Source organism: bacterium (genome assembly GCA_016789445.1).
In the GTDB taxonomy this organism is placed as follows: domain Bacteria; phylum Patescibacteriota; class Minisyncoccia; order Phycocordibacterales; family UBA2100; genus UBA10103.
This window is the reverse complement of sequence record JAEUQT010000002.1, coordinates 166,179-180,379: the sequence shown is the minus strand read 5'-3', so window position 1 is coordinate 180,379 and position 14,201 is coordinate 166,179. Positions and strand designations below refer to the sequence as shown.

Sequence of the window (14,201 nt, the reverse complement as noted above, 5' to 3'; positions counted from 1 at the left end):
GAGAAGGAATTATACCGTGCCTAGATGTCCAACGTCGCTTCCTTGGCGTGCGACTGGATAAAAGTCTTGCGTGACGGGACGTCGGTACCCATGAGGATATCGAAGGTGCGGTCGGCATCGGTGGCATCCTCGATGGTGACGAGCTTCAAGACACGACGAGCCGGATCCATCGTGGTCTCCCACAATTCCTCCGCATTCATCTCGCCGAGACCCTTGTAGCGCTGGACGGAGATCTTCGTTGCACGTTTCGCCTTTACCTCAGGCGCTTCTTCTTCGCCTTCTTCTACGACCTCGTCTTCCGTCTCGAGCTGCGCATCCTTGCCGGCGATGTCGATCTTCTCCTCCTCGGTGTATGCATAGAAAACCTCCTTCCCTTTCTTGATCTTGTAGAGCGGCGGCTGGGCGATATAGAGGAAGCCGCCATCGACGACCGGACGGAAATGACGATACAGGAGCGTGAGGAGCAGCGTGCGGATGTGCGCGCCGTCGACGTCTGCATCGGTCGCGATGATGAGCTTGTGGTAGCGGAGCTTCGAGACATCGAAGACATCTCCGATCGCCGTACCGAGCGCGATCACGAGATTGCGGATCTGTTCGGAGACGAGCATCTTATCGAGACGCGCGCGTTCGACGTTGAGGATCTTGCCGCGGAGCGGGAGGATGGCCTGTGTGCGGCGATCACGACCCATCTTGGCCGTACCACCTGCCGAATCTCCCTCGACGACGAAGAGTTCTGCTTCTTCAGGATTGCGCACCTGACAGTCGGCAAGCTTGCCCGGGAGCGAGAGGCCTTCGAGCGCACCTTTACGCAGCACGGATTCCTTCGCGGCCTTAGCAGCCTTACGTGCCTTCATCGCGAGCGTCGCCTTGCCGAGGATGGCACGCATGTCGTCCGGATGCTCTTCCAAGAACTGCGCGAATGCTTCCGCGAAAACGGTTTCGGTCGCACCACGTGCCTCGACGGAACCGAGCTTGCCCTTGGTCTGGCCTTCGAACTGGATCTCGCGGAGCTTCACCGAGACCACGGCCGTGAGACCTTCCAAGACATCGTCGCCCGTGAACGATTCACCTTCCTTACCTCCGCCGCCCTTCGAAGCGTTGTTCAGGGTTCGCGTGAGTGCGGTCTTGAAACCGGTGATGTGCGTACCGCCTTCCGCGTTATAGATATTGTTCGCGAATGCGGTGATGCGCGAGGAGATATCGTCCACATACTGGAGCGAGACTTCCACGTTCACATCATCCTGCTCTTTCTCGACATAGAAGACATTCTTGTGGACTGCCGTCTGGTGACGATTCTGGAATGAGACCAGCGACTTGAGACCTCCTTCGAAGTAGAAGGTGGTGGATGGCGCATCGAGACCGAGCTCGCGTAGGTAGTACGCCGACTCATGATCGACTTCCTTCTTATCGCGCAAATCGAGTATCGTGATGCGCAGACCCTTCACGAGATACGCCTGCTGGCGCAAGTGACCGACGATGCGATCATAGCTGTATTCGATGACCGGGAAGATCGAAGGATCGGCACGGAAAAGCGTGATGGTACCGGTGCGCTTCGAGCTGCCGATCTTCTTCACCTTACCCACCGCCTTACCACCGTTCTTGTATTCCTGGACGTGCTGTCCGCCCTCACGGTGGACTTCCACGCGTGCATAGGTCGAAAGCGCGTTCACCACCGATGCGCCGACACCGTGGAGACCGCCGGACACCTTGTATCCTTCACCGCCGAACTTACCGCCTGCATGGAGCGTGGTCATGATGGTATCGAGCGCGGAGACCTTCGTCTTCGGATGGATATCGACCGGAATACCGCGGCCGTTGTCCACGACACGGATGACATTGTCGGGAAGGAGCGCGACTTCGATATCATTGGCGAATCCACCCATCGCTTCGTCGCGTGAGTTGTCGAAAATCTCCCAGATGAGGTGGTGGAGGCCGTCGAGACCGGTCGTACCGATGTACATACCCGGTCGGCGACGGACCGCTTCCAGACCTTCCAAGACAGTAATATCAGCGGCTCCGTAGGAGCTTTTCTTTTCAGCCATAGGTTACGGAAATTATACCAAATTCCTGACCGGTTTCCTAACCAGTTATCCCCGCTTTAACGGCTCAACAGAGCCAATTTAACGCACTTTCCAGCCCTTCTTGTCAACTACGTCGTAGACTGCCTGCATGAAGCCCATCACCTCGTCGTCAGTGAGGGTCTTTTCATCGGATTGGAAGACCAATCTGAACGCATAGGAGATCTGGTTTTCTTTCTTGAACTCATCAAAGAGCCCGATGCGGACACACAGCTTCCCCGCATGCTCCTTGAGCGTGGATTCGACATCCGTCGCAGAAGTCTCCGCAGGTACCCACATCGCGATATCGCGGGTGATGGACGGGTAGCGCGAGTACGGCTGGTAGCGTTCCGTAGCGGAAAGCGGAAGCACGTCGTATGAAGAGGCTTCTTTCAGGAAAACACTGAGTGGATCTTCCTTCGCTTTTTCTTTCTCAGTCACGATTCCCGCCATCACGGTTTCCTTGCCGTCCTTCCAGACCGTGCCGATCTCGAAGAGCTTCACCTCCTTGAGACCGAGAAGGTCCTTGTTCTGGACGTTCTTCTTCAGCGCGTCGTTCAAACCATCGACGAGCGTCGAGCGGAGCTTCGGGCGCACGCTATCGACTTTATTCAGTACTCCGCGCTCCCCTTTATCAGCGAAAACCGACGTGAAGACTTCGGAATACCCCTCGGAGACGAGGTGCTCGCGCACCCATTCGCTCGCATAGAAATTCTGATTCACTTCCGGCGCCGTAGCCTCGGGGAGTTCGAGCGCAGGGATCGTATCGAACCCTTCGATACGGACGATCTCTTCGATAAGATCTTCCGGAATCACGAGATCCCGTCGTTCGAACGGCGGCGTCACGACGAACAGGTCTTCCTTCTCCTCGAACATAAACCCAAGACGAGTGAATGCGTCACGGATCTTCTCCTTGGTTATTTCTATCCCGAGAACTTTCGTGGGAAGATCGGCTGGCAACGAGACCGGAATCGGGACATGCGGCTTCGCATACGCGTCGGCGTAGCCGACGATCTCTCCACCGGCGAGCTTATGGATGAGATCCGCTGCGGCGCGCATACCGAATGCAGCGAGTTCTGGAGAGAGGACCTGCTCGAAGCGCTGTGAGGCATCGGTACGGAGATTAAGACGCTTTGCGGTCTTCCGGACTGATGCACCGTTGAAATTCGCGCTTTCGATGATGATGTCCGTCGTCGATTCCGTGATACCGGCGGGAGAGCCGCCCTTCACACCCGCGATGCCGATAGGGGTTCCGGCGTTCTTATCAGCAATGACCAACATGCCCGGCTTGAGAGCGTATTCCTTCTCATCGAGCGCGTGAAGTTTTTCACCCGCGACGGCTTTGCGCACTTCGATTGCGAATTTCCCCTCCTTTTGCTTCAACTTGCCCGCATCGAATGCATGGAGCGGCTGACCGATATTGAACATGACGAAATTCGTCGCATCGACGACGTTGTTGATGCTTTTCTGCCCCATCGCTTCGAGACGCTTCACCAACCACTCCGGCGATGGGCCCACTTTCACTCCCTTCATGACAGCGGCGATGTAGCGCGGCGAGAGTTCGATATCTTCTATGAGAACCGAAACGGCATCGGTGACCGGCTCGAGCCTCACCTCTTCTTTCAAGGGATCGCTTGCAAGCGGAAGCTTCAGGATCGCTGAGATCTCCTTCGCGATGCCGCGATACGAGAGGCAATCGTGTCCGCGATTCGCGGTGATCTTCACATCGAGCATGTCGCCTTCGACGCTCTCGATCTCGAACGCATGGAACGTGAGGGCGTCAGCCAATTCCTGCGCCGATGGCAAAGGTGCATGGAAATATTTCTGGAGCCAGTCGCGTGAGATTTTCATACTAGAACTGGTTGATAAACCGGAGGTCTGCCGAGTGCATGTGGCGCACGTCGTCGATGCCCCAACGCAGCAAGGCGAGACGGTCTAATCCCATACCGAATGCGAAACCACGATACTTTGCCGGATCGATGCCCGCGTTTTTCAGGACATTCGGATGGATCATGCCTGCACCCATCATCTCGATCCATCGGTCTTTGAGTTTCTCCGGCACGCCTTCACCTACGAGTCGCATATCGACTTCCACCGATGGTTCGGTGAACGGGAAGAAGCTCGGACGGAAACGGATCTCAACCGAAGCGCCCTTGAAGAGTTCCTTGAAGAATCTTTCGAGCGTGCCTTTGAGGTTGGCGAGTGTGATGTCTTCACCGACGGCAAACCCTTCGATCTGGAAGAATTCCGCCTCATGCGTCATGTCGGTGGCTTCGTTGCGGAAGACTTTGCCCGGCGCGATGACGCGATACGGAGGAAGGATCCCTTTCTCCATCTGCGATTTCATATAGCGGATCTGGACCGGCGAGGTGTGCGTACGGAGCACGGTCTCCTTCTCATCTTTGAGGAAGAAGGTGTCCTGCATGTCGCGGGCCGGATGATCCTTCGGGACGTTCAAGGCATCGAAATTGTGCCACTCGTCCTCAACGAGAGGTCCTTCGGCGAACGCAAAGCCCATCTTACTGAAGATGGCGTTGGCCTCGCGAATGAGGCTCGAAATTGGGTGGATGTGGCCCCGCTGCATGGTGGGAGTATAGCCTTTCCTAACCTCCCCACCAACACCGGGTGGATGCGGAAAATGCTTCGCGAGGGGCCCCGCAGCTGGCGAGGATCAGCCCGTTTTCCCAGCTGGGAAGACGGGTTTACCCGAGAGAAGCATTTTCCGCATCCACCTCGGCTACAAACCCTCCACTTCGTAAAGCATGTCTCCCGACTTGATGACGAGCGTATCGTCGAGGAGGCGCATATCAGCCCCTGTTGCCGCATAGAGCTGCGCTGCCATCGGTGTCGGACGGATATCGATCTCTGCGAAATAGATGCCGCCCTCTTCGGTGCGATACACTACGCCGCCGCGATAGAAGTACGCATCCGTCGCGTCTCCACCGATGCGCTTCACCGACATCTCCTCTTCGCAGAGCGACGGGCTTCCGCAGAATGCCGACGGCTTGCGCTCGTTGCGCATCCAGCGCGCGACGACATCACCATCAATGATAAAGAGCGAAATGCCGTCCTGCTCATCGACGGGAACCGTGGAAGATGCGATCGCACGGGTGGTGGTGGCGAAAGCCGCGAGATAGCCGTCATACGTCGTACGAGAAACAGTCTTCGTGCTGGTCGCCGAACCCGAGATGATGAGGCGCGAAAGCGTAATGTCATCCGGTAGAAGGACCGCGCGCGCATCGGTCACGAGCTGCGGCTCGACGACGAGAAGACGGCTCCAGGTGCGGCGATCAGGCGCTTCGATGCGCAGCGAATATGCTGCAGGAGCGAGATCGCCGATGTAGAACTCGCGCTGGAGGAATCCGCTATGCCCCACCACTTCGCCATTGAGCGTCACGGTCGCGTCGGAATACGGCACGGAGACATAGACACCACCGGTGCGCACGAAGCCGAATCCCTGTTTGAATCGCCAACCGTCAGCATAGAGGATGATCGCCGGCAGAAGGACGAGGAAAAGGACCACGAAGAGTGCGAAATAGATGCGCCTGCGATAGGCCGGAAACGGTTCCATACAGATATTCTAATCCTTCTTTCCCTCTTCGACGGAGGAGGTGGTGACTTCCGCGAGCGGCTCCGCTTCGACTGCTCCCGCGCGCGCCTTCGGCGTCACCCAGAAACCGAGGTAGCGGCCGATCGCGAGACGGATCTGCGATTCGAGGCCGGGGATCGAGCTGAAGACCACCATCGTCATCGGCACGAGGATCCACTGCAGCACCATGAAGAAATTGCGATGACGGGGCACGTGCGCAGGGCGCTCCGGCAAGAGATACATACAGATCGCCGCGGAGACCATGAGACCGAACATCGCGAGCGTGAGGAACGAACGCGCGACGAGCGGAAGGTTATACGAAAGGACGGTCGCGTTGAAAGCCGCACCGCCGACCAGAAGCGGCAACCAACCGACGCTGAAGAGGATCAAGGGATGCGTCGCGAGCGACCAGAACCCCTCGACCTGCACGCCGATCGCGCGCCATTTCTTACCTGCCGGTATCCTCTTGTTCTTGAGACTTATCCAGAGGATGTAGGGCACGTTCTCGACGCCATACGTCCAACGACGATGCTGCTTGTAGATGTTGCGCATGGTCCCCCAGAACGACGGCGCGACGTTCGCATCCATGGAAACCGGATACGCCATCGGGACGACGCGATAATCGCCGTCGTAGCGCGCGAACATGTTCCAGAAGATGCGCGAGTCCTCGGAGACGACATTGCGCTGCCAGTACCCGGCCTCGTAGAGTGATTTGAAAACGACCGCGTGCGAACTGAACGTCGCAAGTTTCTCCGGACGTTCCTGCTGGATCATCTGCCAGAACGAAGAGGAATACGCGATCACGCGCGAGATAAGCGGCGCGTCCCAGATGTTGTTGTGGTAGAGCGGCACCGGCTGGAATGACGTGCGTTCGGGATCTTCCGCTGAAAGCACATGCCACGTGAGGCAGGCGAAATACTGCGGATACACGACCGTGTCTGAATCGAATGCGGAGACGACCACATGCTCGTACGGGATCTTGCGCTCATCGAGCACTTTCACGCGCGCCTCTTCGGCAGCATAGGAAAGATTCGATCCCTTGCCCGGGATATCCCCCGGAAGATCGGCCGGATGGATGGTAACGAGGAAATCCAGGAAACGTTCACGGTATTCCTCTTTCAGGCGCTCAGCGACCGCATGATGTTCGCTCCCTGCGCGGGCTTCTGCGGCAAGTACGATGATGATCCCCTGCGGATCCCAATCCGCATGCGCGATCGCGTCGATCGATTCCTTCAGGACTTCGTATGGTTCGTCGTAGAACGGCAGAAGGATCATGTGTACCAGATGCGGCTCGGCGCGCGCCGGAACATGCGGAAGATCGTGGAGCTTCTCACGCCAGTTGACGCTGAGGTTGTAGCGGATGCGCTTGAAGTTGTAGCGCAAGTGCATCGAAAGATAGGCCGTCTTGAAGAGCCAGTACGCGGCGAAGACGATGGTGAGATACGCCGCCCAGACCGGCTTCAGGAATGAGAGCGCGACGAACGCAGCCAAGGTACCGATCGAGAGGACCGCGGGAAGGATCTCGAAGGCGCGGTAGATGCGCCGATCAGTGCCCGTGAGATCGGTTGCCCGGGCTATGTGGAGATACCAGTATTCCTTGGGAAGCATGGTGGCTTAGGGATTAGGATAGCATTCAAACGGTTTTTTGGCCTGATTGATGTGTGATGTAGTCTTATATATGAAAAACGAGACCGACGCAGATTCTAGAAACAAAGTTACGGGAGCCGCCACCCGGATACCTTGAGAACCCTCGGTTCTCAACGGATGCCTGCGCTTCGCTCGGCACCCTGCTCTCAGACACGGGAAAACAGCATGTTTTCCCGGTCACGCATACATCGCTGCTGCGATGTTGCGCGACCCCGCCTCCCTCGCCTACGCTCGGTCCGACCTTGCGACGGGGCCCCAACCCCGTCTCACCCCTCCCGGAGTCGTCTCCCTCACTTCGTTCGTGAGCCGCCTCCCGGATTTGAACCGGGGACCTTCTCTTTACAAAAGAGTTGCTCTACCGCTGAGCTAAGGCGGCTTAGTACACACCGCGGTGAAAGAACTATACCCGACCGGCTAGACTGTCGCTACCGGTCCGTGCCCGTTATCACTCTTGTCGCTGACCTGCTTCAGGTACTGGGACTTCGTCTCACGACGTTCGAAATTACGCTTATGCGAGACGAAATCCGCGACGTTGTGCGCCTGCGCTTCGGCGCGACGCGCGAGGCGTGCCGTGTAGAGTGCACCGATACGGATACCGTAGCGCGTGAGAAGAAACAGGAAATCCGGCAAGCGCGAGAGGTACCATTCGATGACGAGGAAGATCCACTTCACGCGCATCGCGAAGAGATCCGCATCGTCACGGAACGAGCCGCCGATGAGGACGCCGCGCGAGAGTTCGTATTTCTTAATGGCGAACAAGAGGAGAATGCCGACGATCGAGAACCCGAGGACACTGAGCGCGGCGATCATCATGGAACTACTTCACGGCGAGGCGTTCCATGCGGACGACCTCGATCTTCTCGCCGAACTTCTGGACACCGCTCTCGATGAGCTGACGGATGGTGATGTCCCCGTTCTTTACGAACGGCTGGTCGAGAAGGACCTTCTCCTTGATGAATGATTCGAGCTTTCCGTCGATCACCTTCGCACGCATCTCTTCTTTGACGCTTGCTGCTTCCTGCGTGAAAACTTCGCGCGCCTTGGCGATATCCTCCTCCTTTACCTGCTCCTTCGTGATGAATTCAGGACGCATTGCGGCGACGTGCATCGCGATGTCGTACGCGATCTGTTGGAATTCCGGATTGCGGGAGACGAAGTCGGTCTCGCAGGCGAGCACGATAGCGCCGACGACCTGACCGCCGGCGTGGGTATACGCTGCGGCGACACCTGCAGCGAGTTCGCGGTCGGCCTTCTTGCCTGCGCCGGCAGCGGCGATCTTGCGGAGGATGACGATTGCCTTCTCAAGATCCCCTCCTGCTTCTTCGAGGGCCTTCTTGCACTGCATGACCGAGACACCGGTCGCATCGCGAAGCTGCTTGATCTCTTCAGTAGTTGCCATATCAAAAAGACTTAGGAAAACGATTTAATGTATAGCTTACCACACCCCGCAGGATGAAGTTACTTCGCCGCGGGAGCGCGCTTCCCTGCGGAATATGCACCTGCGATCGCATCGACGATGAGTGCGATCGACTTCACCGACGTATCGTTTGCAGGGATCGGGAACTGGACCTTGGAGAAGTCGCAGTCGGAGGATGCGAGCGAGATGACCGGGATGCGCATCTGGTTTGCTTCCTGAACTGCGGTCTTCTCGTGACGGGAGTCGACGACGAAGAGTGCTGCCGGGAGGTCGCGGAGATTGGTGATGCCACCGAAGCGGCCCTGCAATTCCTCGATCTCGCGATCGATCATGAGGCGCTCCTTCTTGGTGTACTTCTCGAGCTCGCCGGATTCGCGATCCTTCATGAGCTTCTCCATGCGGTCGATGCGCTTGCGGATGTTGCGGAAGTTGGTGAGGGTACCGCCGATCCAGCGACCAGCGACGAATGGAAGGCCGGCTGCTTCAGCGCCGGAACGGACCGAGCTTGCTGCTTCGTGCTTGCCACCGACGAAAAGGAGGGTCTTGCCTGCCTGAGCGAGGGATGCAGCGAATTCAGCCGCAGTCGAGAGGCGCTTTTCAGTCTCCTCGAGATTGAAGATGTCGGTGCGGTCCTTGGTCGAGTAGAGGTACGGTGCCGACGTCGGGTGGCGGCGGGTGCGGGCATAGCCCACGTGCGCCCCTGCGTCGTAGAGCGTCTTCATATCTGCGGCTGAGGTAGTAACCATATGTGGCGCGGATTCTAGCAGGATTATTCGTCTTCCGCAACGTCTGAAGCTTCCCCGCCACCCCCCTTTTCAAGGGCTTCCATGATAGGACCCAAACGGCCACCCATGATGGCTTCGACATTGGACCACGACTCCTTGAGGCGATGGTCGGTGATGCGGTCCTGCGGGAAGTTGTAGGTACGGATCTTCTCCGAACGATCGCCGGTACCCACCTGGGATTTGCGGTCTGCGGCACGCTTGCGGTCGTCCGTTTCGTCCTGAAGCTGCTGGAGCTTCGATTCAAGGAGCTTCATCGCGCGCTCCTGATTGGCTGCCTGTGAGCGTTCCGAGGTGCATCGGACGTCGATACCCGTCGGCTTGTGGATGAGCCGCACGGCGGTCTCAACCTTGTTGACGTTCTGTCCGCCCGCGCCGCCGGAGCGTGATGTCTCGCGCTCGATGTCCGCGGGATTGATCTGGATCTTGATGCGCTTGTAGATCGGCATGATGGCAACTGATGCGGTGGAGGTGTGGATGCGGCCCTGCTTCTCGGTCGCCGGCACGCGCTGCACGCGATGCACGCCGGTCTCGTACTGCAATTCGCGATAGACGTTTTCACCCTTCACTTCGACCTGGATCTCCTTGATGCCCCCGAGTTCAGCACGGCTCTCTTCTATGGTCTTCGTCTTCCAGCCCTTGATCTGCGCATACTTGAGATACATGGAGGCCAGCTCCTCAGCGAAGAGCGATGCTTCTTCACCGCCGACACCGGCGCGTACTTCGAGTACGATCTCATTCGGCCATTCGCGCTCGTTCGGGTCCCCCACGATCTGCACCATCTGCTTCATCAGCTGCTCTTTCTGCTGGTCGATCTCTTCGACTTCCTTTTCAGCGAGCTCCTTCATCGAGGGATCGACTTCGAGGAGTTCCTGCGCATCCTTTTCAGCCTGCAGGAGGCGCTTCCATTCGGTAACCAAAAACGCCACGCGGTGATCATCGGCGTAGTCTTCGGGGTTCAAAATCGGTTCCTGGGCCATGGTGCGATAAGTATACGCCAAACCCCGCTTGTAGCGGGGTTTTGTTCGGCAGGGTCGTTACTTCTTGGAGGTCTTTGCTGCGCGAGCCTTGAACTTCTCGACGCGGCCGGCGGTGTCGATGGTCTTCGACTGGCCGGTGTAGAACGGATGCGATGCAGAGGAGATTTCAACCTGGAAGACCGGGTATTCCTTACCATCCTCCCATTTGTCGGTCTTTTCCGTGCGGATGGTGGAACCAATGAGAAAACGAGCCCCCGAGGAGACATCCTCGAAGATCACGTCGCGATAGGTATCCGGGTGCAGGTCCTTTTTCATGTCGGCGTACTATACAAAAAACGCACTGTTTCCGCAAGGAAGGGTCTACCGTCACGCATATTCGCCTGCTGGCGAATTGCGCGACCCCGCCTCCCTCGCCTACGCCCGGTCCGGCCTTGCGACGGGGCCCCACCCCCGTCTCACCTTCCACCTTGAGAAACGTCTCGCGGTGCTCAACGTCCCTCAAGGACGTCGATCTGGGCCTGGAACTCATCGGCGAATCCGAGAACGCGGGTGCCGTAGGAGGCGAATGCCGGGTTCTTCCAGTTGCCGCCGGCGAAGTAGCGGAGTGCCGCTTCCCGCTCCCCTTCGCGCGTGCCACGCGCCGCGCCGATGTCGGAGAGGAAGATCGCGGATGCGGTGAATGCGGCCCGATTGTCCCAAGGGTTCGGCGGATTCTGGCCGGTGGCCGACGCGATGCGATCCTTGTACATCATCCACGTCGAAGCGATGAACTGCGATGGACCCATAGCGCCGCCGTATCCGACCGATTGCGGACACGACACGCGCTGCGATTTCCAGTCGATGCCGAGTTCCGCGGTGATCTCCAGGAAGGGATCGACGTCGCGTGTCGGGTGCATCACTTTCGGGAACGCGGTGCCGGTATTCGCACCCTTGCCGTTGCCTTTGGCCGGTTCGTTCGTCAGGAGGCACTGACCGACATTGCGGCCGAGGTCGCTCTCGTTCTTGAGGATGCCGAGGATGAACGCGGGACGGACACCGGTAGCCTCACTCGCCTTCTTGGCAAGATCGTATGCCACACCGAACGAGACCTCGCTGGAATCGGCGAGCTGGAAGAGACGTGCCCGGATCTGTGTCGCCGTCTGCTGACGCTCGGCGATGATCTTCTGGTAATTGGCTTCCTGGCCTTTCGCCGCCGAAACGAGTTGGGATTTCTCACGCTCTGATCTCTGGAGCTGCTCACGTTCGAGCTTCTGCAGCTGGAGGATCGATTGTTCCTCTTCCTGCTGGCTCTGCAGTGCTTCGCGTCGTGCCGCGAGATCGGAGCGGGCGATCGCCATCTCCTTGAATGCGTCATCAAGCGCCTGCTGCACGATCTGGTAGTTGTCGATCTCGGTGAAGAGGTCGGTGATGGAACCGCCGAGCGCGAGCTCTGCGATGGAGATGCCGTCGATCTCGTGCGTGCGGCGGATCATCTGCGCCACCGACTCCTGCCCTTCGGCGACTTTCCCATCGAGCACCTTGATGGCGGCCTCCTTGTCGGTGATGCCGTCGGTGAGCTTGCGGACGGCAAGGTCACGCTGTTTGATCGCGAGCTGCGTCTCGCGTATCTGTCCATCGAGTATCGCCACATCGCGTTCCAGAGATTGGCGTTCACCCTGCTTCTTTTCGAGCTCGGTCTTATTGGCCGCGATCTGCTGCTCGACTTCGGCGAGCTGCTTCTCGAGTTCCGCGCGCTCCTCGGGAGTAAGCGCCGCGGAAGCGGAAAGCGGCAGGGCAAGCAGCACAAAAAAGACCAGCAATCGCGAGAACTTCATGACCTGATGATTATAGCGTATCTGAAATGAACACAAGAAAAGGCGGCCGGAGGCCGCCTTTCTGATTGGTATTTCAGGAAAATTACTCTTTTGCCTCTCCTTCGGGAGCTGCCGCTGCAGCACCTTCTGCCGGAGCGCCTTCTGCTGGAGCCGGAGCTTCGATCTTCTCTTCGACGAATGCCGTGACGGAAACGACGATTTCTTCCGGAGAGATCTTGAGCTCAGCACTCTTCGGGAGCTTGATGTCGGATGCGAGGACGTGATCGCCGACATTCTCGAGCTTCGAGAGATCGACTTCGAGGTGCTGCGGCAATTCTGCCGGAGCGACTTCGATCTCGACTTCGTGGAGGACCTTCGTGAGGATGTGGCCCTGCTTTTCTGCCGGCGCTTCACCGACGAATTCGAGCGGAATGTTGAGGGTAACCTTCTTACCCTTCTCCAAGACATAGAAGTCCGCATGGAGGACGGTGTCGGTCACCGGGTGTCGCTGGATGTCGTGGACGAGACTGTCCTTTTCATCACCGATACCCTTCAGCTTGATGATCGTGGTCTCTCCTGCCTGCTTGAAGAGGCGCTCGAACTCCTTCTGATTGATCGTAATGGCGGTCGCTTCCTCCTTCGGGCCATAGATGACAGCCGGAAGGACGCCCTGGGCGCGGAGGGTTTCTGCAGACTCTTTCGAGTCACGCGGCTTGATTTCAAGCTCTAACATAGTGCGCGCAGTATACGGATTGGGGGCTATTTTGCAAGGTTTATTGAGAAGGGCGCCTCAGAGGCGCCCTTGTGGCTTATCGAAGGTTCTCGAAGAACCGATACAGGTACGGGAGCGATTCCTGCATGCCCATCAGCACAGGCAGGATCCAAAGCATCGCCGCGACGCAGCCGCTGATAAGACAGGCCATCCAGAAGGCGAATCCCTCCAGTGACAGATCACGACGATAGTATGGCCATTCATTCCACGGCTCGCGGTCCCACTTCTTCCGATCATAGAGCACTGTCTTCCTCCTTCAGCCAGTTACTGAAAAAACAATACAATTATTCAGGAAGTATGTCTACTAGGGATTCGCAAACAGCTGGAGCTTGGCTTTGACCACCTCCTTTAATTGAGCGGCACCGGAGGCAAGGTATTTGTACGGCGCGACATCATCGGAGGCTGCGAGGCCGGCTTCGATTCCCTTTCGGTACGCGACGCGGATTTCCGTATTGATGTGTACGACCCCCATGCCGTTCTTGATGGCCGCACGGAAGTCAGCCTCGGAATTGCCCGAACCGCCGTGGAGTACGAGCGGGATGCTGGTTGCCTGACTGATGCCGCCGATGCGCTCGATGTCGAGTGCGGGCTCCGGAGAATTCTTGAGCATGCCGTGGATATTACCGACTGACGGTGCGAGCATATCGATTCCTGATTCGGTGACGAATCGCTTCGCGACTTCCGGATCGGTCTTATCAAGGCCGGCGCCTTCCGGAATGGAATCAAGGAGGGCACTTGAGCGGCCGATGTAGCCGAGCTCACCTTCGACGAGGACATCGCGGCCGGATGCACGCGCATAGGCAACCGCCTCCTTCGCCTTCTCAATGTTTTCCTCGAGAGGGAGTTCGCTGCCATCGAAGAGGACTTCGTCGTAGCCTGCATCAATCGCCTCCTTGATGCCTTCGATCGTCTTGGTGTGATCGGCATTCATATAGATCTCCTGCCCTTGATCGCGGAGCGCTTTCACCAACGCGGCCGCCTGACGGGTGCCGATGAACTTTCGCTCGCCTTCCGATGCGCCGATCATGACCGGCAGATTCAATTCCCGCGCTGCTTCCGCGATCGCGTTGAGCTGTGTCGAATCAGAGATATTAAAATGCCCCACTGCTACCTTGCGCCCCCGCGCGTCCATAATCACCTCGCGAAGTGTTCTCATGCGGGAAT

At 57.9% G+C, this 14,201-nt stretch carries 13 protein-coding genes and 1 tRNA gene; all 14 read right to left on the bottom strand.

From position 1 onward, the window contains the following. Positions 1 to 20: 20 nt before the first annotated feature. The 14 genes from JNK62_02805 to JNK62_02740 all read right to left on the bottom strand — a co-directional run bounded on the left by JNK62_02805 (position 21) and on the right by JNK62_02740 (position 14,193). Entirely contained in the window at positions 21 to 2,042 is a 2,022-nt protein-coding gene (locus JNK62_02805; GenBank protein ID MBL8158435.1) for a DNA gyrase subunit B, read from the bottom strand. A 78-nt stretch (positions 2,043 to 2,120) separates the two neighbouring features. Further along, positions 2,121 to 3,908 (bottom strand): phenylalanine--tRNA ligase subunit beta, encoded by a 1,788-nt coding sequence (locus tag JNK62_02800; protein MBL8158434.1) that lies wholly within the window; start codon positions 3,906 to 3,908, stop codon positions 2,121 to 2,123. 1 nt (position 3,909) lies between these two features. After that, complete coding sequence (gene pheS / locus JNK62_02795) at positions 3,910 to 4,641, bottom strand: phenylalanine--tRNA ligase subunit alpha (GenBank protein MBL8158433.1); 732 nt, start codon at positions 4,639 to 4,641, stop codon at positions 3,910 to 3,912. Positions 4,642 to 4,794: 153 nt separating this feature from the next. Continuing rightward, positions 4,795 to 5,628 (bottom strand): hypothetical protein, encoded by an 834-nt coding sequence (locus JNK62_02790; GenBank protein MBL8158432.1) that lies wholly within the window; start codon positions 5,626 to 5,628, stop codon positions 4,795 to 4,797. Positions 5,629 to 5,637: 9 nt separating this feature from the next. Continuing rightward, entirely contained in the window at positions 5,638 to 7,254 is a 1,617-nt protein-coding gene (locus JNK62_02785) for a glycosyltransferase family 2 protein (protein MBL8158431.1), read from the bottom strand. Between the two features lie 343 nt (positions 7,255 to 7,597). After that, positions 7,598 to 7,669 (bottom strand) — tRNA-Thr (locus JNK62_02780). A 38-nt stretch (positions 7,670 to 7,707) separates the two neighbouring features. Further along, positions 7,708 to 8,106 (bottom strand): hypothetical protein, encoded by a 399-nt coding sequence (locus JNK62_02775; GenBank protein ID MBL8158430.1) that lies wholly within the window; start codon positions 8,104 to 8,106, stop codon positions 7,708 to 7,710. A gap of 4 nt (positions 8,107 to 8,110) precedes the next feature. Further along, positions 8,111 to 8,692 carry an elongation factor Ts gene (gene tsf, locus JNK62_02770; GenBank protein ID MBL8158429.1) on the bottom strand — a complete coding sequence of 194 codons (582 nt, stop codon included), beginning with the start codon at positions 8,690 to 8,692 and terminating at the stop codon, positions 8,111 to 8,113. 59 nt (positions 8,693 to 8,751) lie between these two features. Then, positions 8,752 to 9,456, bottom strand: coding sequence for a 30S ribosomal protein S2 (rpsB, locus tag JNK62_02765; GenBank protein MBL8158428.1), 705 nt, complete (start codon positions 9,454 to 9,456; stop codon positions 8,752 to 8,754). A gap of 23 nt (positions 9,457 to 9,479) precedes the next feature. Next, a complete protein-coding gene (locus JNK62_02760) occupies positions 9,480 to 10,472 on the bottom strand; it encodes a PCRF domain-containing protein (protein ID MBL8158427.1) in 993 nt (330 codons plus the stop codon). A 57-nt stretch (positions 10,473 to 10,529) separates the two neighbouring features. After that, positions 10,530 to 10,787, bottom strand: a complete 258-nt coding sequence (locus tag JNK62_02755; GenBank protein MBL8158426.1) for a type B 50S ribosomal protein L31 — start codon at positions 10,785 to 10,787, stop codon at positions 10,530 to 10,532. Positions 10,788 to 10,960: 173 nt separating this feature from the next. After that, positions 10,961 to 12,286: a lytic murein transglycosylase gene (locus JNK62_02750; protein ID MBL8158425.1), complete on the bottom strand. Its 1,326-nt coding sequence runs from the start codon at positions 12,284 to 12,286 to the stop codon at positions 10,961 to 10,963. Between the two features lie 82 nt (positions 12,287 to 12,368). After that, positions 12,369 to 12,998: a 50S ribosomal protein L25 gene (locus tag JNK62_02745; protein MBL8158424.1), complete on the bottom strand. Its 630-nt coding sequence runs from the start codon at positions 12,996 to 12,998 to the stop codon at positions 12,369 to 12,371. Between the two features lie 343 nt (positions 12,999 to 13,341). After that, positions 13,342 to 14,193, bottom strand: a complete 852-nt coding sequence (locus JNK62_02740) for a class II fructose-bisphosphate aldolase (GenBank protein ID MBL8158423.1) — start codon at positions 14,191 to 14,193, stop codon at positions 13,342 to 13,344. Positions 14,194 to 14,201 lie beyond the last annotated feature (8 nt).